Genomic DNA, 19,837 nt, shown 5'->3' with positions numbered 1-19,837 from the left:
ACGCCGGGCCGAACGCGTCGGAGAAGACGCCGGAGAACCCTCCACGGGAGCGGGGTGAGTCGGTCGGGGAGGACGCCGGCGAGCGAGCGGTGGGGAGACACGGCGTCACCGTGGCCAGCACGCGCCACGAGCGACGGGTCCCGTGGGGCCGGGAGTCGACGTCCGGGGCCGGCGGGCGGGCTCACCGCGCGTACAGCGTCGCGCCGAGCAACGCCGGGAGGTCGGCGCGGTCGACCGGGCTGACGGCCACGTACGGCCGCGCGACCGGGCCGAACACGTCGACCACCCGACCGACCGTCGAGAGCGACTCGTCGAGTACCTCGGTGCCGAGGTCCGCGGGGTCGTCCCCCTCCGGGACCCGAACGACTGCCAGTCCGCCCGCCGTCCGGACCACCTCGCCGACGCGCCTCATCACGTCCTCCCGTCAGTCCCCGCGGAGGACGCCGAGGTACGCCCCGACCGCCTGCACGAGGTCGTTCTTCGCCGTCCCCTCGGTGCCCGAGACGAGCACGCGCCCGCGGGGGTCGTACTCGCGGGAGTAGGTGACGTCGCGCTCTATCTTCGCGTCGTAGCCGACCTGCTGGACGGCCTTCGCGATCTCGTCCACCGTCGGCTCCGCGACCGCCATCTCCCGCGGGACGCGCCGTCCCTCGGCGCGCGAGAGCGCCGCGTCGAAGTACGCGGGCCAGAGGACGTTCTCGACCATACCGGGGACGCGCGGCCCGCGCGGAAAAAGGGTGCTATCGCCGCCGACCGGTTCAGTCGGCGTTCGGGGGCGCCGCGCGGGGCGTCGGGTTCTCGTCGCCGCCGACCAGGTGGTCGAACGGGTGCGGCGAGCGGAGGAACGCGATGACGCTCCACATCAGGCCGGTCAGGAGCGACCCCACCGCCGACATCGTCATCCCCAGCGAGAGGAACGTCGTCCCGTAGACGACACCGAGCGTCGCCGAGGGGAGCGACGTCCCCAGCGGAACGTTCGCCATCGAGTCGCGGAGCGTCGGCACCAACACGACCAGCGAGAAGACGCTGCCGCAGAGGAAGATCAGGTCTTGCCACATCATCGGTCCCCTCCCGTGTAGAGGGTGCTTGGAGAGTAGTTCCAGTCCATCGAGTAGAGGGAGGAGACCGGGGTACAAAAATATTACTCGATTATGAGTTAATACTATCGTGAACGACCGGTCTGCGGACGTGATGGACCGTTATAGTGCCGGGATGGGAGTGGAGTGGCACCTCGATAGATACCGGGTCGAACTCGTCGGGTCCTCCTCTACCGCGACGGGTTGAGGCGAGACGAGGACCGATCGGAGACGGCATCGACGGCCCGAGGAGTGTGCCGGGCCCGCGCCGGGCGCGAGCGGACCGCTCGGCACCGCCGGCGGGGGACCGCCGGGGAGCGAGGAGGAGGGCTACGCGGTCCGCTACGAGCGTTCCCGTTCCCGCTCGCGGCGGCGGTCCTCGACGTCCTCGAGCGTCTCGTTCTCGAGCAGGCGGTCGAGTTTCCGCTCGAACTGCTCGTCCGTGAGTTCCCCCCGGGCGTACCGGTCTCTGAGCGTCTCAAGGGCGTCCGGTTCGTCGCCCCCGGCCGGTTCGGTCGCCTCTCGCGTCTCGCTGTCGTCGCCGCCCCGCGCGTCGTCCCACCACTCGTCGGCCTCGTCCCCGTCGCCGAACAGGTACGAGACCACCGGGACGACGACGACGTACCCGAACAGGAGCGCGGCGAGCCACCAGTCGTACCCGAGGATCAGCGCGGCAAGCCAGACGCCGGTCACCACCGTCCCCGCGATCTCGGTCGCGTTCTCGCGGAACCTGCCGCGTGGCGTCGCGGCCATACCGGCTACAGGGTCGGCGAGAGGATAAATCGGGGCGTCGCCCGCTCCCCGCTCACCCGCGCCGCGTCAGCAGCGCGCCCCGAGGAGCGCGAGCACCGCCGGCGCGACCCCGAACCCCGGCGCCGCGCTCTCGGTGGTACCGACCGCCGTTCCGGTGGCCGTCGCGGCGTCGTCCGCGCCCGTGGTCGCCTCGGCCGCGGCGTCCGTCTCGGTCTCCGCCGCGGCGGTCGTGGCCGCGGACGACGCCTCGGTCCCGGCGGCGGCCGTCGCGGTGGCGGTACCCGCGTCGACGCTCACGTCAGCGCGACTCGGGAACGCGACGTCGGCGTCGGGGTGGAACCCACGCGTGAGGTTCCGCACGGCGTACACGACCGAGCGCGGGGCGGGCTGGTTCAGGTAGTTGGCGTCGACCGACACCGTCCTGTTCTCCCGACCGGCGGGCGTGCTCGCGTACGGCTCCTCGGCGACGAGGTACGTCGACGCGTTCGTGAGTAGGAGGTACTCCGGTTCGAGTTCGAGGACGACCTCGGCGCTGACCTGCGGGTACGCGCCCGTGACGTTCGCCTCGGCGAGGGCGTTCTCCGCGCCGGCCGCGCGCACCAGCGCCGAGACGTACGTGCCCTCGTTGGCGACGTAGCCGCCGCCGAGCGGGTAGAGCGCCGTCGGCCGGTCGAGGTCGGCCGTCGCGTTCGCCGCCGCCTCGACGGTCGCCGTCATCCACGCGTTCGCCTCGGCCGCGCCCGCGCAGTTACCCGTGAGCCGTCCGATACGGGTCGTCTTCTCGCGCACGTCCGCGACGCTCGTCGCCGGTCGGGCCTTGTACACAGTCAGCCCGGCGTCGCGGAGTGCCGCCACCGTCTCGTCGCCGATGACGTTCGGCGCGAGGACGAGGTCCGGGTCCGTCCCGACGACCGCCTCCACGCTCGGGCCGAACCCGGCCGCCGAGACGTTCGTGCGCGACTCCGCGCCGTCGAGGTAGAACGCGTGGTGGGAGACGCCGACGACCTGCTCGCGTCCGCCGATCTCCCACACGGTCTGGGCCGCGCTCGGAGCGAGCGTCGTCACGCGCTCCGGGCGCGCCTCCAGCGTGACCTCGGTCCCGGTCGCGTCGGTCGCCGACACGGGGAACGAGCAGTTCGCCTCCCGTATCGCCGCCCTGTCTCCGTCCGCCGGGTCGAAGCCGACGTCGGTCCCGACCGCCGCCGGGGTCGCGGACGTGGTGGACGCGCCGACCGCTCCCGGTCCGACCGCCGCGCCCGCCGCCGGCGCGACGCCCGCGAGGACGAGCAGTGCCGCTGCCGCCGCCGTGAGTGCTCTCATGCTCACAGCCAGTGGTGAAGACAATAAGTATTTACCTAAAGCAACTGCACTTGACCTCGATGCGCGTCTGGGGCCGAGCCGCCGGCTACTCGGCGGTACTCGCGGCCGTGCTGGTCGTCGTGGTGACGGTCAGCGCCGGCGTCGGCCCCGTCGCGGTGCCCGCGCGGGCGGTGGCGGCCGCCATGGCGAACGCCGTGGCCGTACCCGTGGGACTGGACGCCGCCGGCGCCACCGACGCCGCGCGGGCGGGAGTCGGTGGCGGGCTTCGCCTGCGGTACGTCCACCCGTTCTCGTTCCCCGTCTCGGACGTCCACCGGACCATCGTCGTGCGGGTGCGCCTCCCGCGCATCCTGCTCGGCGCGTTCGTCGGAATCGCGCTCGCGAGCGCCGGCACCGTGATGCAGGGGTTCTTCCGGAACCCGATGGCAGACCCCTCCATCGTCGGCGTCTCCTCGGGCGCGGCCGTCGGCGCGGTGTTCGCCATCGTGACGCCGCTCGCGCTCCCGTTCGGACTGGGGCTCCGGGGCGCGGCGTTCGCCGGCGCGCTCGCGGCCGGGTTCGGCGTCTACCTCGTCGCCACGCGCGACGGACGGACGCCGGTGGCGACGCTGCTGCTCGCGGGGGTGGCGGTCCAGACGCTGCTCGGCGCGGCCGTCTCGTTCATGCTGTTGCGCTCGGGCGAGTCGATGCGCCGGGTTGTGTACTGGCTCGTCGGCCACCTCGACGGGGCGACGTGGGGCGACGTGGCCGGGGTCGCGCTGCTCGTCCCGCCGCTCGTCGTCGTGTTGTTCGCGTACGCCCGCGACCTGAACGTGCTCCTGCTCGGCGAGACGGACGCGGGCGCGCTCGGGGTGAACGTCGAACGGAGCAAGCGCGGCCTGCTGGCCGTCTCCTCGGTGCTCACGGCCGCCGCCGTCGCCGTCTCGGGCGTCATCGGGTTCGTCGGCCTCGTGGTCCCGCACGCGCTCAGGCTCGTGGTCGGTCCCGACCACCGAGTCCTGTTGCCGACGAGCGCGCTCGCGGGCGGGTCGTTCCTCGTCGCCGCTGACACGCTCGCGCGGTCGGGCGCCGTCGAGGTGCCCGTCGGTATCGTCACCGCCGCGGCGGGCGCCCCCTTCTTCCTCTACCTGCTCCGGACGCGCGAGGTGTACGAGCTGTGATGGACGCCGCCGACCTCCGGGTTCGGCTGGGCGGCGAGCGCGTGCTCGACGGCGTCTCGCTGTCGGTCGAGTCGGGCGAACTCGTGGGACTGGTCGGCCCGAACGGAGCGGGCAAGACGACGCTGGTGCGGGCGCTCAACGGGACGCTCGACCCCGAGCGGGGGTGGGTCGAACTCGACGGCGAGCGGGTGGCGGACCTCACCCGGCGCGCCGTCGCCCGGCGCGTCGCCACCGTCCCGCAGTCGGCGGCGTTCTCGTTCGAGTTCGGCGTCGAGGCGGCCGTCGAGATGGGCCGCACGCCGTACGTCTCCCGGTTCGGGCGGACCGACGCCGCCGACGCGGCGGCGGTGCGCGACGCGATGGAGCGCGCCGGCGTCGCCGACCTCGCGGAGCGGAGCGTCACCACCCTCTCGGGCGGGGAGCGCCAGCGCGTCCTGTTCGCCCGCGCGCTCGCGCAGACGACGCCCGCGCTGTTGCTCGACGAACCCACCGCGAGCCTCGACATCAACCACCAACTCCGGACCCTGCGGCTGGTGCGCGAGGCGGTGGCCGACGGCAAGGCGGCGCTCGCGGCCATCCACGACCTGAACCTCGCGGCGCGCTTCTGCGACCGACTCGTGCTCCTCGCGGGCGGGACGGTCCGCGCGGAGGGCGACCCGGAGACCGTGTTGCGCGACGACGCGCTGGCGGAGGCGTTCGGCGTCCGGACCGCGCTCAACCGCGACCCGGCCGTCGGCTCACCCCTCGTGACGGCGCTCGAAGCGCGGGACGGGACGGCGGACGACCCGACCGGGAGCGGGCGCACCCGCGACGAGCGCGACCGGTGAGGCTCCCGAACCGGTAGCCCTTTCGCCGCGGGCGGCCGACGCCGCGCCATGAGCGTACCCTGCGTCCGCGTGCCGGTCGAGCGCGGCGAGGAGACCCGACAGGCGCTCGCGGAGCGGGGGCTACTCGCGGGCGACCGCGAGATAGCGGTGGTCGACGGGGACATCTACCTGCCGGTGACGGACGCCGCGGCCGTCTCCGGGGAGTACGAGGTGGTCGAACGCGACGCCGAACCGCGCCGCCAGCACCGGACGCCCGCCGACATCCTGGGGTACGAACCGACGTACGAGCGACTCGGACGGGTCATCATCGTCGACGAGGACGACCCCGACCGGGCGCGGGAACTCGCTGACGCCGTGATGGCGTCGGACGTGCCCTGCGAGACGGTGGTGAACCGCGCCTCGAAGGTACGAGGCGAGTACCGCGTGCGCGACTGGGAGGTGCTCGCCGGGGACGGGACCGAGACGGTCCACCGCGAGTACGGCCACGAGTTCCTGCTCGACATCGCCGAGGTGTACTTCTCGCCGCGACTCGCCACGGAGCGCCACCGCGTGGTCGAACAGGTCGAGGCGGGCGAGCGCGCGTTCGACATGTTCGCCGGCGTCGGGCCGTTCGCCGTCCCGATGGCCGCCCGGGGAGCCGAGGTGGTCGCGTGCGACCTGAACCCCCGCGCCGTCGAGTACCTCCGGGAGAACGCCCGCCGGAACGCGGTGGCGGAGCGCGTCACCGCCGTCGAGGGCGACGTGCGCGAGGTGGCCGCGGAGTACGAGGACTGGGCCGGCCGGGTCGTGATGAACCTCCCGCACTCCGCGTCCGCGTTCCTCGACACGGCGGTGTCGCTCGCGGGCGAGGACTGCGTCCTGCACGTCTACGACATCCAGCACGAGGACGACCCGTTCGGCCCGGCGACGGCGGCGGTACGGGAAGCGGCGGGCGATGAGTACGAGGTGCGCGTGGAGACGGAACGGGTCGTCCGGTCGTACGCGCCCCACGAACTGAACGTCTGTCTCGACGCCCGACTGACGCGGGCCTGACGCGGACTCGACCGGGTGTGAGTGTGACACGGCGCGGACGTTCCGGAATCCTTATTTTCGTCTTCGAGCAATGGGAGAGTGCGCGCCGGTGTAGCTCAGCTGGCAGAGCGATTCCTTCGTAAGGAATAGGCCGAGGGTTCAAATCCCTCCACCGGCTTCTTACGCGCCCAGCGTCTCGCTCGTCGACGCGAGGCAGGTTAGCGGATTCGGCGAGTCCCGTCGGAGGAGCGTGAAACCGGGTGGGGTTCTCGAACGTACGTGTCGATAACGAGTAGCCTGTACGAGGTAACGACCTACGGACGAGTAGCATATATCTGCATCACATGGAAAGTTCTTTTTTTTTAGCGGGACCGAGTAACGCCCCCGATGGACGACCCACCCGACGAGGAGGACGAGGCTCACCTCGACAACGGAGGCTCGACGACGGCGGAGGGAGCGGCGGACTCCGTATCCGTCCTCGAACTGGACGAGGTGTTCACGGCGCTCGGTCACCCGCGTCGGCGGTACCTCCTCTACACGCTCATCAACGGGGGTAACGAAGAGACGCTTCCCGAGTTAGCGACGAAAATCGTCGCGTGGGAACAGGGCAAGCCGACTGACGAGGTGACCGGCGAAGAGCGCCGACAGGTCCACCTGTCACTCTACCACTCGCACGTCCCCAAACTCGCTGACCTCGGTATCGTGGAGTACCAGCAGGGAGCGGACGTCATCGTCCGCGCGCGGAACACCGAACAGGTGCAGGCCGTCCTCGACGGTGCCGGCGCGGAACTCGACCAGCGGCAGGAAGACCACGCCCGTCAGAGAGACGCCACAGAAACCGAGACCGATACGGGAGACGACGATGCCAGCAGGCTCGAATGACGATAGTGCTTCAGCCGAGACTGACGAAACGACCCCCGACGACGTTCCGACGCAGGTCAACGGTAGGAACCCTGACGAGTACGTAGACATCGAAAAGTGGGTACAGGTTCACCAGTCCCACTACGACCCCACGGACGACGGAGAGTTCGTCGCAGCGCTCGTCTCCGCCGTCGCGGACACGAAGGGCGTCGACTCACTCGACTACCACGAGATGCCGCCCTTGTACGACGCCTTCGACACCGAGACGCTCGAAGAGACGTTCTTCAGCTACCCACCGGAAGCGGAGGAAGAGGAAGTCGGGATGATGACGTTCGCGTACAACGACTACAGGGTCGCACTCCGCTCGGACGGCTGGATATTCGTCTACGAACCCCGGTAGGTCGGGGAGTTCTCCCCCCTCCGAGTCTCCCCGAGGAGGCGGCCGACCCTGCTCGACGGACGGGGCTGAACGTTCGACCGTCCCGTTCCGGGCCGCCGTGACGCGGACAGTCACGAGCCACCGCGGCGGTCTCCGTTGCGACGAGGACGTCCCGTTCACCGTTGTCGCGTCCCCGGACGTCCGAACGCCTCCGACCGACTCAGTCGGTCGGCTCCGGCGCCTCGATTTCGCCCTCGTCGACCAACCAGTCCACCGCCTCCCGTAGCGTCTGGAGCGACGAGTACCGGGGTTCGTACCCCAGTCGCTCGCGCGCCTTCTCGATGCTACAGTTAGGACTGTGCCGGATGTGGTCCTCGGTCGCCTGCGCGTCCTCCTCGGACACCGTCTCCCGCCACTCCTCCCACCCCAGGTACGTCAGGTCCGCCTCCCGTCCGAACCAGTCGGCGACGTGTTCCGCGTACCCGCGGAGCGTGAGCGCCTTCGGCGACACCACGTGGAAGCTCTCGCCCACCGCGGCGTTCCAGTTGTCGAGCGCGCGCTCGAACGCCTGCGCCACGTCGTCCGCGTGGACGTGGTGGAGCGTCTCCATCCCGAGGTTCGGCAGGGTGACCTCCTCGCCGGCGGCCAGCCGCTCGAACACCGTCGTGTCGAGGTTCCCCTGCGGGTTGATGGGGACCCAGCCCGGCCCGGAGATGTGCCCCGGGTGGAGCAGGGTGACCGGGAAGTCGTTCCGTCGCGCCTCGTCGAGCAGGTAGCGCTCGATCTCGGCCTTCTTCACGCCGTAGTCGCCGAACGGGCGGCGGGGTTCGTCCTCCGTCGTCGGCACGGCGACGCTCGGGCCGTGCACCCAGACGGTGCCGCAGTGGAGCAGGTGTTGGACCTCCCCGCGGAGCGCCTCGACGAGCGTCCGCGCGCTCTCGGCGTCGAAGCAGATGAGGTCGACCACCGCGTCGGGTTCCGTCTCCACCACCCGCTCGCCGAACGCGCCGCGCTCCTCCGCGTCTTCCCGGTCGAGGGCGACGTGCTCGACGTCGTCCCACCGCGCGTCGTCGTGGTACGGCGTCCGCTCCCCGCGGCTGACGTTGACGACGTCGTGGCCCGCGGCGACCAGTCGGGGGACGAGGTACGTTCCGATGTGACCGGTTCCGCCGATGACAGTGATACGCACACCGGATACGGGGTCGCCGATTACGAGTAGCTGTCGCCCCGGCGTCCCCGGAGCGACGGGGCCGCGGGCCGTCTCCGGAGTCGAGAGGGGCCAGTACGAGTTCGGAGTGTCCGACCCAGAATAGTCCAGTTGTTTGCGCTATAGATACGAGCCGTGTTTTTCGATTGATAGACGGGCGCGTACACTTTTCACTCGGTAGTTCGTCGTCACGGATGGCGACCCGGTGGGGTCACGATGGGGTCGCCACAGGGGGGAGTCACGCACGACTCCGGGCACGCCCGCCCCTTTTCTGGGCGGGTGTCCGCCATCGGCAACGGTCTCCGACACCGGCCCTCCGGACGCGCCGGGGGAACGACTCGAACGCCGGAGAGCGAGGAGTAGTCTGCGCGTCGCTCCGCCGAGACGACACACGGCCGACGCGGAGCAGTCGGTGTCTACGGGGAAGGACGACGGAGTTCCGCCCCGAAAAATGCGGCCCCGCCCGAGCGGACGACGAGCGGGAGACCAGTGTGAGCCGGTCAGGGTGTCATACCGGGGTAGCTCAACGGCGACCGGCTCGAGAGAACTACTCCCGCTGGGAGAATAAGCGTATCTACGGTGGAGACCGGTCGTGGAGACGGCGGCGTCGTCTCGATGCGAACCGGGGGGCGTCTCGGGAGCGGAGCCGCCCGGCCGAACCCGTGTCACACCGCCGCTGGAGCCACCGGCGTGAGCAATGGGCCAACGTCTGTTCCCGTTCCGGAAGCGAACCGGTGTGAGGGCGTGCGTCGACCGTCGCAACCGGAGACACACGAACCGGTCGACCGGTACGTTATTGCGTCGAGCGACGAACCCGGCGGGGTGATGACAGACGCCCTCCACCTGTTCGTCCGCCTCGTCCACCTCCTCGGGATGGTCGGTCTCGTCGCCGGTCCCGCGGGAGCGTGGTACGCGCTCCGCGCGACTCGACTTCCGGCCGACGCGGTCGCTCCGGCCCTCGTTCGGTTCGAGTGCGCGTTCTGGGGCGCGATGGGGGTGATGGTCGTCACGGGGGTCGGCAACCTCGGTGCCCTCGGCGCTCCGGGCCCGGACACCCGCTGGGGAGCGATACTCACGGTCAAACTGCTCGTCGTCCTCGCCGTCGTCGCCGGGTCGATGATTCGGACCCTCGCGGTCCTTCGAACGGGTGAGCGGGTCTCCCGCAAGCGGTGGCGCCGCGTGGAGAGAATCTACGCGGCGACGGCGGCGGCGTTCCTCGTCGTGGTCGCGCTCGCGGAGGTGCTCGCACATGGGTGAACGCCCCCCGTCCGAGCCCGGAAGGCGCGCCACCACCGCCGAGACGTGGACCGTCGCCACGTTCAACCTCGTCGGCTTCAGCCTCCTCCTCCTCGTCGCTGGTCACACGAGCGGCGCGCTTGAGGGCGCGCTCTCCGGGTTCGGGACGCTCCCCGGCGTCGCGCTGTTCGCGTACCTCTGGGCGCTCGTTGTCCTCGCGACGCGCTGGGTGTTCGCCGCCGGCGGCCTGCGCCGGAGCCGCGAGGGCGCGCTCGGGCGGATGCTGGGCCGGGGCGCGCTCGGAGGCGCGCTCGTCGGGATGGGATTCGTCGTCGGCATCGCGCTCGTCGTCGCGGCCGTCAACGCGCTCTCCGGCATGGTCGACGCCACCGCGTCCGTCTTCCTCCTGACGCTCGGCGCGGCCGCCGGCGCCGTCGTCGGGAGCGTCGTGGGCACGGCGTTCGCGCTCGTCGACCTCGCGCTCTACCGCGCGTCGTCGCTGCTCGTCCCCCGCGGGGAGTGAGGCCCCGCCCGGACCGTCACCCCGACTCGGAGCGAAACCGGGAAACGCCGCCGCGCCGCACCGTCGTGCATGCTCACGTTCATCGGCCTCGGCCTGTACGACGAGCGCTCGGTCACCGTCGAGGGCCGCGACGCGCTCCGGGCGGCCGACCGCGTCTTTGCGGAGTTCTACACCAGTCGGCTCGTCGGCGCGGGCGTCGCGGACCTCGAAGCGTACCACGACGTCGACATCGAGGTGCGCGACCGGACCGGGGTCGAACAGCGCCCGGAGCCGATGCTCGACGCGGCCGAGGGGAGCGACGTCGCGTTCCTCACGGCGGGCGACACGATGATATCGACGACCCACGTCGACCTCAGAGTCCGGGCCGCCGAGCGGGGCGTCGACACGCGCGTGATTCACGGGGTGACGGCGCAGTCGGCCGCCTCCTCGCTCACGGGACTGCAGAACTACCGGTTCGGGAAGGCGGTCACGCTTCCCTTCCCGTACGCGCACGGCGCGGACGGCGTCCCGTCGAGCGTCCTCGACGGTATCGAGGCGAACCGGGAACGCGGCCTCCACACGCTCGTCTACCTCGACATCAAGGTCGCCGGCTCCTCCCCGGCCGGGCCGCAGACGGGCGAACCGGACGAGTTCATGACCGCCGACGAGGCGGCCGGGATGCTCGCGGCCGACTGGGAGCCGGACGCGCTCGGCGTCGTCGTCGCGCGCGCCGGTAGCCCGGCCCCGGTGGTCGCCGCGGACACGCTGGCCGCGCTCGCGGACCGGGCGTTCGGCGACCCGCTCCACATGCTCGTCGTGCCGGGCGAACTCCACCACCTCGAAGCCGAGGCGCTCGAACACCTCGCGGGCTGTCCGAGCGACGCGCTGCCGGACCGGTGAGACGGTCCACGAGAGCGAGAAGAGGGAGGCGGAAGAGCCGGGGAGACCCGGAGCCGAGGGTCGGGTTACGCGCCGCCCGACCCCGACCCGCTCCGCGGCTCGCGCGGCAGGTCGAGCGAGCCGGCGAGGTCGTACTCCTCGTCGGTCACCAGGTAGAGGACGTCCTCGACGACGGTCAGCAGCTCGGGGAGCTGTCTGACCACGAGGTACGTGACGCCAACGAGCGCGACGACGGCGAGCACCTGGCTCAGGATGCGGTCCGAGACGAAGAACGACACCATGTACGGGTCGGACGACCCGAAGAGGAACAGCACCTCGTCGACGAACACCTGGAGGTACTGGTTGCCGAAGGTGACGCCGATGAACGTGGTCCGCACCAGGTTCAGACACCAGATGACCGGCACCGACACCGCGAGCGCACGGAGCTTCCGGTCGAGCGGCGCGCGGACCGCCGCGATGAGGCCGGCGAAGATGGCGATGCTCCCGAGACCGGTACACGCCAGCAGGATTTCGAAGAGGAGTTTGTGGCCGCCGGCCGTGGTGAACTGGAACGCGTTGTCGTAGCCGAGGACCGGCCCCTCGACGAGCGTCGGGTCGTACCCGAGCAGGCGGATGAGCACGCCGGTCTGGACCGTCACCGTCCGGATGAGCACGCGCTGTGGCGCCGGGAACTCCAGGCCGAAGAGGACGAACGCCGGGATTGTCTCGAACGGGAGGTAGACGACTCCCATAACGCCGATGGCGCGCGAGAGGACGAACAGCGAGTCGCGGCCGTTCCACAGCAGCCAGCCCGCGTACAGGCAGGCCGGGATGGCGACGAGCGAGAGGACTCCCTCGACGTAACTCTTCTGCGTGAACGCGAAGTGAGGGAACAGCCAGAGCCAGAACGCGGCGAACAGGCCCCACGCGCCGGCCATGATGGCGCGGGCTGTCGGCTCGTGAGTCGCGCCGAGCCGTCCCGTTCTGGCGGCCCACTCGACGCCGGCGCCGGCGAGGAACGTCACGACTACGACCCACGCGAACAGGTCGGAGTAGAGGTTCGGCGCGCCGAGAACGACGTCCGCCACGCTGAGGAGGGCGCGCTGCATGGAGGTATCGAAGAATCGGGACGGTAAAGCCCTTGTCGTCCACGACCGGTGGGAGGCGCATCAGCACCACCGCTAACGGTGAAGTACGTCGAAAGAAGGTCCGCTCGGTGCGGAAAGTGACCGGTATCGCCGGTCAGTCGTGGTCGTCGTTAGTTGTCGCGACGAGCGGCGACGAGCGCGGCGCCGATGAGCGCGAGGACCGCGAGGACGCTCGTGAAGCCGGGCGTCGTCGTGGTCGTCGTCTCACCGGACGGCTCGGTCGTCTCCTCGGCCGTGGTTTCCATAGCCGTGGTCTCCTCGGCCGTGGTCTCCTCGGCCGTGGTCTCCTCGGCCGTGGTCTCCTCGGCCGTGGTCCTCGGCCGTGGTCGTCTCGTTGGCCGTCGTCTCGTTGCCGGTCGTCGTCTCGTTGCTCTCTACGACCTCACCGTCGGCGGTGACCTCGTCGCCACCGTAGCCGCGGATGGTGGCCTCGAACAGGTCACCGACTGCCGCGTCCTCGGTGAAGTCGAAGGCGGCGGCGAACGTGCCGTCCGGACGGACGAGAACGCTCTCGTTCGTCTTGATGAAGCGAGCCTCGGAGTCCGTGCTCTGCACGCGGACCGTGATCTCGCTACCGGGGGCGACGTTCGTCGTGCCCGAGATGGTCGCGTTGGCCGACGCCGGGACCGTGACCGGGTCCTCGTCGAACTCGGCCTCGGGCTCGGCGTGCGTGAAGTCGGTCTCGACCGACTGGTGGTCGTCCTCGTCGTCGGAGTCGAGCAGGCGGTCGTCGGCGACCGTGAAGTTCGCGGTCAGCTCTTCGTCGCCGCTGATCGTGTTACCGTTCTCCCACGACAGACCGTCGGAGGGAGTGTCGGCGACGATGAAGACCTGGTTCGAGTCGGTCGTGACGACGCGCAGGTCGCTCGCACTGCTCAGGTCAATCTGCCGCTCGTCCTGGTTGGGCCGGTCCTGGGCCTCCTCGATGATCAGCGAGAGACCCTCCTCGTCCTGGAGGAGCGCGAGGTCGTCGCTGCTGTTCGCGAAGACGCCAGTGATACCCGACGCCTGGACCTGGAAGACCGCGACGTCACCGAAGGCGACCGTGTCGGCCTCGGTGAGTTCGCCGGCCTCGATCTGTGCGGTCAGTTCCTCTTCGTCCTCGAGGTCACCGAACGTGCCGGTCGGCGCGGTCCACGTGGTGATGTTGTCCGTGCTGCGCTCGTTGAGGAACAGCGTACCCAGCTCGTCAGGGTCGTCGAGGGTGTCGGCGAACTCCTCGTCGCCACCCTGCTGGACTGCGATCTGGTAGCCGTCGTCGGTCGTGTCGAGGAGGCTACCGATGTTCTGCACATCGTCGCCCTTGTTGACGAGCTCGGCCGTGTCGTCGCTGTCGTTGGCCTCGACGATGGTCACGTTCTCACCGGACAGACCGGCGGTGTACGTGTTGAACTCGACCTCGACGTAGCCGTCGTCGTTGCCGTCCTCGAGGGTGATGTTCGCCTGGTAACCGGACTCTTCGAAGTCACCGATGACCATGTTCCCCTCCGTGGTGGCGCCGATGAAGGAGACGTTGATGGTCGCGACGTCACCCTGCTCCTCCTCGATGGTGGACTGGTTGAAGGCGAGTTCGCCCTCGTCGCTCTCGGTCACTTCGATGGAGTCGCTGTCCTGGACTTCCGTGTCGACGACTTCGAAGGTGAAGTTGTACTCACCCGCGTCGATGTCGTCGAAGTCGACGTCGGCTTCGGTGCCGTCCTCGACGTTGTCGAGGCGGACACCGTCGTCGTCGTCGATGTCGTCGTCGTCGTCGACGTCAGCGTCGACGGAGTTGTTGAAGATGTCGAGGAGTTCGTCGTCGTCGAGTTCCTCGTCAGCGTCCGACACGTAGACGTCGAACTCGTTCGCGCGGTTGTCTGAGGAGAACTCGACGAACGTCTCGGCGTCCGAGCCGAGGTTACCGACGGAGTCCTCGTCGAACTCGGCGCTGAAGTCCTGCACGATGACCTCGAACGAGAGGTCAGAGCGGGCGGAACCCTGGTTCGTGATGTAGTAGCTGCCGGTGTCGAGGCTGCCGGAGTCGATGGAGATGAGTCCGTCGTCACCGACGTTGAGCGTCCGGACCGGACCCTCGTCGTCCTCGCCGGGCGTCCCCTCGCGGAGGACGTAGTCGCCCGTGCCGTCGTCGTCGTCGTTCGTGTTGTAGACGACTTCCTGACCGGCGAACAGCAGCGTGTTGTTCGCCGTGTACACGGTGAAGTTGGCCGTGCCGTTCTCGACTACCTCAACACGCGTGTTGGTGTTGTAGTTGTAGTCGACCGTGCGAATGGACGCCTCGTAGGTGCCCGCTTCGGTCGGGTTCTGAACGCCGGCAATTTCGACGCTGAAGTCGCCCGAAACGTCACCGAGGCTGCTGAGACCGATTGAAACGGTCTCACCCGACGTGGAGACGTTGTTCACGGTTGCGGCGCCGGTAAAGGTCACGTCACTTGCCGTGACATCGTCGACGTCCGAACCGTTGAACGTGAGGTTGATGGTGTTTGCCTGGCCGGTCTCTTCAAACGTACCCGTGTAGGTGTACGTTGTGGTCTCACCCGCGACGGTGTTTCCGAGGCTGATGGATGCGCCCGAGACGGCGGCCGCGGACCCGGTGAAGGCCACGGCGCCCGCGAACACGGACAGCACCAGCAGCGCGGAGAGAACGACCGCGCGGATCTTGTCTGAGTTTCCTGTCATGGTTGGTTGGAACCGCAATCGGCGACGAGGGTCTTCTTCCAAGCCTGAGCCAGAACGCCCGCGAAGCGGACTCGGCGAGGGGTACTAACTGCTGTCACCATGGGTAGGGGTACGGTGAACACCAACATCGCTCGTTATAAATGTCTTGTGGTGAAGCGTGTATCGAGCCAACCCGTCACACACCCGAAAACGGCCGGGAGACGGCTTCTTGCCCGAACAGGGGTTAAGTATTTTGTGGACAGCCGTGCTAGCACGCCACAAGATAAAAGAAATCGGAGAGGTCGGAGAACGGGTGAATTCGGCCGGTATTCGGCGGCGGTACGCTCGCGCGCGCTCGTAACTCGGACGGCGCCGTGGAGACGGCCTACCGCGTGACGAGTTCGATCTCGTGTCCGTCGGCGTCCTTCGTGAACGCGTAGTTGTAGTCGCACGACTCCGGGTCGCGGTAGTCCTCCGACTCGCGTTCCAGCACCGTCTCCCAGTCGTCCTCTAGGTCGTCCACGCGCACGGCCACGTGCCCCCACGCGTCGCCCATCTCGTACGACCGACCGTCGTAGTTGTACGTGAGTTCCACCGCCATCTCCTCGGCGGCGGCCCCCTCGGGTTTCATGAAGTAGTTCGCGAAGGTGTCCGCCTCCCAGCGACCGGTGTGTTCGTACTCGAACGTGCGTAGCCAGTAGCCGAGCGCCTCGGTCGCGTCCTCGACGCGGACCATCGTGTGGTCGATGGACCAGCGCGCGCCGTAGTCCCGCTCGACGATCTCGATCTCGTGACCGTCCGGGTCCTTCACGAACGCGTACGACCCGCCGCAGGAGTCGGGGTCGCGGTAGTCGTCGACGCCCGCGTCCATCAGTTCCTCGTAGGCGTCGTACACGTCGTCGACGCGGACCGCGATGTGCCCCCACGCGTCGCCCACCTCGTACGACCGGCCGTCGTGGTTGTACGTGAGTTCGAGGACCGCCCCGTCGTCGTGGGCGTCCCCGGGCGCGAGAAAGTAGTTGGTGAACGTGTCGGCCTCCATCTCGTGTTTCACCTCGTAGTCGAGGTGGTCCGTGTACCAGTCGATCGCCGCCTCGTCGTCCTCTACCCGCATCATCACGTGGTCGAACGTGTACGCCATACGGGACGCACGTCGGTCGCTCGCTCGAAAAGGCTACCGGCATCGAGGGTGACGTGACGGCGCCGTGTGACGACCACCATCGGGCCGGCGCGTCGCCCGCACGCTCGTCTCGCGTCCGCGACGGACGGAAGATGTTTCCGACCCGTCGTCGACCCAGTCGTGTATGTACTCGCGTCACCACCTCGTCGTCTCGGCGGTCGTCGCCGGCGTCCTCGTCGCCGTGCTCCCGCTGGGAACCACGCTCGTTCAGACGGCCGTCGCGTGGGGAGTGCTCACGGCGGCCGGCGTGCTCATCGACGTCGACCACTTCCTCGTCGCCAGACTCGTTCGGGGCGACTGGGAGAACACGCGCCGCTGTCTCGCCGACCCCACACTGGTACTCCTCGACCAGTCGCGTATCTTCGACCGCGGCGACCTGTGGCCGATTCAGCGGCTCCTCAGTCACGTCGTCATCGCCCCGGTCGCCGTGGCCGCCGCCTGGGCCGTCTCGTGGGCCGCCGCGCTGGCCCTCGCGGTGGTCCTCTACGTCCACCTGCTCACCGACCTGGTGTGGGACGTGTGGCGGCAGGACCGATACCACGAGGACGTCGTCGCCGAGGCGGACGCCGGGGGAGCCGGCGCCGGCGAGTGACGGGAGTCGGACCGGCGCAGTGGCCGGGTCACGGGTCGGTCGCGACCGCCACCCGGTAGCGCCACGCCGCGACGCCCCAGAGGACGAGCGAGCCGACTGGGTAGGCCGTCCGCGACGGCTGGACGCCGAACGACAGCGCCACGGACGCGTTGAGCAGGCCCGCGAGCACGAGCAGTCCGACGGTGACGGCGGGGTTCTCCCGGTCGCGCCACCCCAGCGCCGCCGACCCGAGCGCGAGGAGCCAGCAGGTCGACGCGAGCAGCCACCGCCCGAGCAGCGGCGACCCCGACAGCCCGAGATACGTCGGAAGGAGGCGAACGAACGGCGCGGGTTCGAGGCTCACTCCGGCCCACGCGAACCGGAGGAACGGGAGGCTCCCAGGGGACGTCTGGACGGACCAGGGAACGAGACCCGCGAGGAGGACGGCGGCCACGACCCGCCCGGGCCGCGGGAGGCTGGTCGTCACTTCCGGGCGACGATACGGAGCACGTCCTCGTCGGCGAGTTCGTGCCCCTTCCCCACCTGCTGTTCGTCGTGTTTGGCGCTCTCGCCGGTGACGCGGGCGAACTTGAAGCGTTCTTCGAGATTCGCGCCGAGCTTCCGGCAGGCGTCGCCCACGGTGTCGCCTCGCCGGACGATGAGGGGCTCCTCGTAGTCGACCCCGCGGCCCGGCTTGTCCATGTACACTCGAATCAGGCCGAGCCGGTCCCAGATTCGGTCGCGGAGACCGTCCAGCCCCTTCTCCTCGACGGCGGAGATGAACGTCACCTCCGCGGGGTCGAGCCCGTGGTCACGGAGGTCCGCCTCGACGGTCGGCAGGTAGTCCTCGTCGATGAGGTCGGCCTTGTTGACCGTGACGATGGAGGGGAGGTACACCCGGTTGTCCATCACGCCGTCGATGAGTTCGTCGATGGTGAGGTCGTGCGGGATGGTGACCTGGGCGTTGACGAACCCGTGTTCCCGGAGGACGCTCTTGACCGTCGCCTCGTCGAGCGAGACGTCGTCGCTCATCGTCACGCGGATGCCGTCCTTGTGCGTCTTCCGGACGGAGATGTTCGGCGGCTCGGTGTCGAGGCGTATCTTGTTGTTGTACAGTTCGGTCTTGAGCCGCTCATACTGGTCGATCTCGAACACCGACAGCATGAACACCACCAGGTCGGCGGTCCGGACGACCGACAGCACCTCCTTCCCGCCACCGCGCCCGCCGGCCGCGCCCTCGATGAGCCCCGGTACGTCGAGTATCTGGATGTTCGCGCCGCGGTACTGCAACATTCCGGGGTTGACGTTCAGCGTCGTGAACTCGTACTCGCCGGTCTCGCTGTCGGCGTTGGTGACGGCGTTGATGAGCGTCGACTTGCCGACGGAGGGAAACCCGACGAGCGCGACGGTGGCGTCGCCGGTCTTCTCGACCGCGTAGCCGTGACCGCCGCCGGAGGAGGACTGGTTCTCCAGCTTCTCCTTCTTCGCCGCGAGCTTCGCCTTCAGCCGGCCGACGTGCTCCTCGGTGGCCTTGTTGTACGGCGTCTCGGCGATCTCCTCGCGGAGGTCCTCGATCTCCTCCTCCAGTCCCATCACCACGGACTCCGCCGTGCGGCCGCCTAAACGCTTTCCTTCCGAACGGTGCCCGCCCGACGTGTCATATTTCCCGTGCGGTACCCCGGCTGACGAAGCGTCGAGACCGGCGAGATACCGACGTACGGCGGCCGAGTGGGACTTCGATACGGTTATACGTCGTGGTGGTCACGGGTCGCGTACACACGAGATGCCGGATCCGTCGCGTCTCCGAGACAGCACGCAGATCGTCCTCCCGTGCGACGCCATCGCCGGCGTCAAATCCGAGCTGGAAGCGGAGTTCACCGTCACCGTCTTTTCGACCGAGGGAATCGAGTGCCGTATCATCGGCAGTCCGGTGGAGATCAAGGCCGTCTCGGAGTACCTCACGCGCCACGGCGTGACCGTCCCCTGACCGCACCGGGGCGACACCGACAGTCTTTGATGGACCGGGCCGGTACGTGCCCCATGGACGAGAACCCGGGGCTGAGCGACCAGTACCGCATGGCCAGTCCGTGGCCGCTGTTCGTGGCGCTCGGGCTGCCCATCGCGGAGCTGGGACTGCTGTTCGGACTCGTGCCGCTGGCGGTCGGGGGGCTGCTGCTCTTCGGCGGGAGCATCGCGGGGATGCTCCGGGAGTCGGGGTACGCGCGGACGCCGTGGCGGGCGCTCGTCGCCGTCTCCGTGCTCACGGGGGCGCTCGGCGGCGCGCTGTTGTACGCCGAACCGCTGACCGCGGTGAGCCTGACGCTGCGGGGGTACGCGACGCTCGCCGCGGGAGTCATCATGCTGGTCGTCGGCGTCGGCGGCGAACTGTTCGCGTTCGACGCCGACCTGCCGGCGTGACCGCGCGAGGGGGGGCCGGGCGAATCAACAAGGTATTTGCCCGCGCCGTCCGACGGTGAAGTATGGCAACCATCTTCGACAGGGAGACGCTCCTCGACTTGACGGTCAACGTCATCCCGTTGGGGATTATCCTGTTCTTCGTCGGCGTCTTCGTCCTCGCGAACCCCTTCCCCGAACTCGACACGCTGGGCCTGTTGCTCATGCTCGGTCTCCACCTGATGCCGTTCGTCGGACTGGCCGTCCTGACGTACGTCTCCGGGAAGGCCATCGCGGGCGACGAGAAGCGCTCCGAGGTGTTCTTCCAGGGGCAGGCGACGCTCGACAACGCACCGACCCGGGAGGAAGCGCGGTCGAGTTTCGACCGGCACGCGCGCGAGGAGAACCGCGAGGATGAACCCGCCGAGGAGACGGTGGAAACCGACGAGTCGGCGACCGCCGAGCAGGAAGAAGAGCCCGCGCACGCGGAGTCGACTCCCCCCGAAGAGCGCGAGCAGACCGAGGGGACCGAGGCGACCGAGGGGACCGACGAGGGACCGGTGGCCGAGCCGGACGAGAGCGGCGACGAAAGCCGCGCCCAGTAGCGGTTTCGTCCGACGGACAACCCGAATCTTTCTTGTGCGTCCGCCCCCGAGCGATTCGCATGCAGATCACCGG

General features: G+C 69.3%; 24 protein-coding genes and 1 tRNA gene. 13 read left to right on the top strand and 12 right to left on the bottom strand.

What is annotated here, in order from left to right; all coding sequences use genetic code 11:
* Positions 1-181: 181 nt before the first annotated feature.
* The 5 genes from AC6RUA_RS10625 to AC6RUA_RS10605 all read right to left on the bottom strand — a co-directional run bounded on the left by AC6RUA_RS10625 (position 182) and on the right by AC6RUA_RS10605 (position 3,149).
* Positions 182-412 carry an H/ACA ribonucleoprotein complex subunit GAR1 gene (locus AC6RUA_RS10625; protein ID WP_499812987.1) on the bottom strand — a complete coding sequence of 77 codons (231 nt, stop codon included), beginning with the start codon at positions 410-412 and terminating at the stop codon, positions 182-184.
* Between the two features lie 12 nt (positions 413-424).
* Positions 425-706 (bottom strand): signal recognition particle subunit SRP19, encoded by a 282-nt coding sequence (gene srp19 / locus AC6RUA_RS10620; RefSeq protein ID WP_499812986.1) that lies wholly within the window; start codon positions 704-706, stop codon positions 425-427.
* Between the two features lie 52 nt (positions 707-758).
* The gene (locus AC6RUA_RS10615) at positions 759-1,061 is read right to left on the bottom strand and encodes a hypothetical protein (protein WP_499812985.1); all 303 of its coding nucleotides are present in this window, start codon (positions 1,059-1,061) and stop codon (positions 759-761) included.
* Between the two features lie 357 nt (positions 1,062-1,418).
* Positions 1,419-1,829, bottom strand: coding sequence for an SHOCT domain-containing protein (locus AC6RUA_RS10610; protein ID WP_499812984.1), 411 nt, complete (start codon positions 1,827-1,829; stop codon positions 1,419-1,421).
* 66 nt (positions 1,830-1,895) lie between these two features.
* Positions 1,896-3,149, bottom strand: a complete 1,254-nt coding sequence (locus AC6RUA_RS10605) for a PGF-CTERM-anchored ABC transporter substrate-binding protein (RefSeq protein WP_499812983.1) — start codon at positions 3,147-3,149, stop codon at positions 1,896-1,898.
* A gap of 59 nt (positions 3,150-3,208) precedes the next feature.
* Between AC6RUA_RS10605 and btuC the strand changes: the two genes are divergently transcribed.
* The 6 genes from btuC to AC6RUA_RS10575 all read left to right on the top strand — a co-directional run bounded on the left by btuC (position 3,209) and on the right by AC6RUA_RS10575 (position 7,408).
* Complete coding sequence (gene btuC / locus AC6RUA_RS10600; protein ID WP_499812982.1) at positions 3,209-4,309, top strand: vitamin B12 ABC transporter permease BtuC; 1,101 nt, start codon at positions 3,209-3,211, stop codon at positions 4,307-4,309.
* Complete coding sequence (locus AC6RUA_RS10595; protein WP_499812981.1) at positions 4,309-5,136, top strand: heme ABC transporter ATP-binding protein; 828 nt, start codon at positions 4,309-4,311, stop codon at positions 5,134-5,136. Before btuC ends, AC6RUA_RS10595 begins: the two co-directional genes overlap by 1 nt.
* Before the next feature lie 48 nt (positions 5,137-5,184).
* Positions 5,185-6,168, top strand: a complete 984-nt coding sequence (locus AC6RUA_RS10590) for a class I SAM-dependent methyltransferase (protein ID WP_499812980.1) — start codon at positions 5,185-5,187, stop codon at positions 6,166-6,168.
* 84 nt (positions 6,169-6,252) lie between these two features.
* Positions 6,253-6,325 (top strand) — tRNA-Thr (locus tag AC6RUA_RS10585).
* 209 nt (positions 6,326-6,534) lie between these two features.
* The gene (locus AC6RUA_RS10580; RefSeq protein ID WP_499812979.1) at positions 6,535-7,029 is read left to right on the top strand and encodes a DUF7344 domain-containing protein; all 495 of its coding nucleotides are present in this window, start codon (positions 6,535-6,537) and stop codon (positions 7,027-7,029) included.
* Positions 7,010-7,408 carry a HalOD1 output domain-containing protein gene (locus AC6RUA_RS10575; RefSeq protein ID WP_499812978.1) on the top strand — a complete coding sequence of 133 codons (399 nt, stop codon included), beginning with the start codon at positions 7,010-7,012 and terminating at the stop codon, positions 7,406-7,408. Before AC6RUA_RS10580 ends, AC6RUA_RS10575 begins: the two co-directional genes overlap by 20 nt.
* Positions 7,409-7,607: 199 nt before the next feature.
* Here AC6RUA_RS10575 and AC6RUA_RS10570 read toward each other — a convergent pair whose 3' ends face one another.
* Entirely contained in the window at positions 7,608-8,576 is a 969-nt protein-coding gene (locus AC6RUA_RS10570; RefSeq protein ID WP_499812977.1) for an NAD-dependent epimerase/dehydratase family protein, read from the bottom strand.
* Between the two features lie 843 nt (positions 8,577-9,419).
* Between AC6RUA_RS10570 and AC6RUA_RS10565 the strand changes: the two genes are divergently transcribed.
* The 3 genes from AC6RUA_RS10565 (at position 9,420) to dph5 (ending at position 11,232) form a co-directional block, all read left to right on the top strand.
* The gene (locus AC6RUA_RS10565) at positions 9,420-9,851 is read left to right on the top strand and encodes a hypothetical protein (RefSeq protein ID WP_499812976.1); all 432 of its coding nucleotides are present in this window, start codon (positions 9,420-9,422) and stop codon (positions 9,849-9,851) included.
* A complete protein-coding gene (locus AC6RUA_RS10560; RefSeq protein WP_499812975.1) occupies positions 9,844-10,353 on the top strand; it encodes a DUF7965 family protein in 510 nt (169 codons plus the stop codon). Before AC6RUA_RS10565 ends, AC6RUA_RS10560 begins: the two co-directional genes overlap by 8 nt.
* 69 nt (positions 10,354-10,422) lie before the next feature.
* Complete coding sequence (gene dph5, locus AC6RUA_RS10555; RefSeq protein ID WP_499812974.1) at positions 10,423-11,232, top strand: diphthine synthase; 810 nt, start codon at positions 10,423-10,425, stop codon at positions 11,230-11,232.
* A gap of 65 nt (positions 11,233-11,297) precedes the next feature.
* On the opposite strand, the gene artA is transcribed toward dph5, so the two are convergent.
* The 4 genes from artA to AC6RUA_RS10535 form a co-directional block, all read right to left on the bottom strand.
* Entirely contained in the window at positions 11,298-12,320 is a 1,023-nt protein-coding gene (artA, locus tag AC6RUA_RS10550; RefSeq protein WP_499812973.1) for an archaeosortase A, read from the bottom strand.
* A gap of 149 nt (positions 12,321-12,469) precedes the next feature.
* Positions 12,470-12,604 (bottom strand): PGF-CTERM sorting domain-containing protein, encoded by a 135-nt coding sequence (locus tag AC6RUA_RS10545; protein ID WP_499812972.1) that lies wholly within the window; start codon positions 12,602-12,604, stop codon positions 12,470-12,472.
* Positions 12,564-15,035: a DUF7827 domain-containing protein gene (locus AC6RUA_RS10540; protein ID WP_499812971.1), complete on the bottom strand. Its 2,472-nt coding sequence runs from the start codon at positions 15,033-15,035 to the stop codon at positions 12,564-12,566. The genes AC6RUA_RS10545 and AC6RUA_RS10540 overlap by 41 nt, the downstream gene beginning before the upstream one ends.
* A gap of 364 nt (positions 15,036-15,399) precedes the next feature.
* The gene (locus AC6RUA_RS10535; RefSeq protein WP_499812970.1) at positions 15,400-16,155 is read right to left on the bottom strand and encodes a VOC family protein; all 756 of its coding nucleotides are present in this window, start codon (positions 16,153-16,155) and stop codon (positions 15,400-15,402) included.
* A 163-nt stretch (positions 16,156-16,318) separates the two neighbouring features.
* Here AC6RUA_RS10535 and AC6RUA_RS10530 point away from each other — a divergent pair, with 163 nt between their 5' ends.
* Positions 16,319-16,786: a hypothetical protein gene (locus tag AC6RUA_RS10530; protein WP_499812969.1), complete on the top strand. Its 468-nt coding sequence runs from the start codon at positions 16,319-16,321 to the stop codon at positions 16,784-16,786.
* Between the two features lie 28 nt (positions 16,787-16,814).
* Here the strand turns inward: AC6RUA_RS10530 and AC6RUA_RS10525 are convergent, their stop codons facing one another.
* The gene (locus AC6RUA_RS10525; protein ID WP_499812968.1) at positions 16,815-17,252 is read right to left on the bottom strand and encodes a DUF8050 family protein; all 438 of its coding nucleotides are present in this window, start codon (positions 17,250-17,252) and stop codon (positions 16,815-16,817) included.
* Positions 17,249-18,358, bottom strand: coding sequence for an OBG GTPase family GTP-binding protein (locus tag AC6RUA_RS10520; protein ID WP_499812967.1), 1,110 nt, complete (start codon positions 18,356-18,358; stop codon positions 17,249-17,251). The genes AC6RUA_RS10525 and AC6RUA_RS10520 overlap by 4 nt, the downstream gene beginning before the upstream one ends.
* Before the next feature lie 190 nt (positions 18,359-18,548).
* Between AC6RUA_RS10520 and AC6RUA_RS10515 the strand changes: the two genes are divergently transcribed.
* From AC6RUA_RS10515 to AC6RUA_RS10505, 3 genes are all read left to right on the top strand, one after another.
* Positions 18,549-18,752 (top strand): VNG_1110C family protein, encoded by a 204-nt coding sequence (locus AC6RUA_RS10515; protein WP_499812966.1) that lies wholly within the window; start codon positions 18,549-18,551, stop codon positions 18,750-18,752.
* 53 nt (positions 18,753-18,805) lie between these two features.
* Positions 18,806-19,183: a DUF7541 family protein gene (locus AC6RUA_RS10510; protein WP_499812965.1), complete on the top strand. Its 378-nt coding sequence runs from the start codon at positions 18,806-18,808 to the stop codon at positions 19,181-19,183.
* Between the two features lie 62 nt (positions 19,184-19,245).
* Entirely contained in the window at positions 19,246-19,764 is a 519-nt protein-coding gene (locus AC6RUA_RS10505; protein WP_499812964.1) for a DUF6684 family protein, read from the top strand.
* Positions 19,765-19,837 lie beyond the last annotated feature (73 nt).

This window comes from Halorarum sp. SLYT50 (assembly GCF_059821265.1).
Note: the sequence above shows the minus strand (reverse complement) of the source record. Positions and strands in the feature narration are given on the sequence as shown.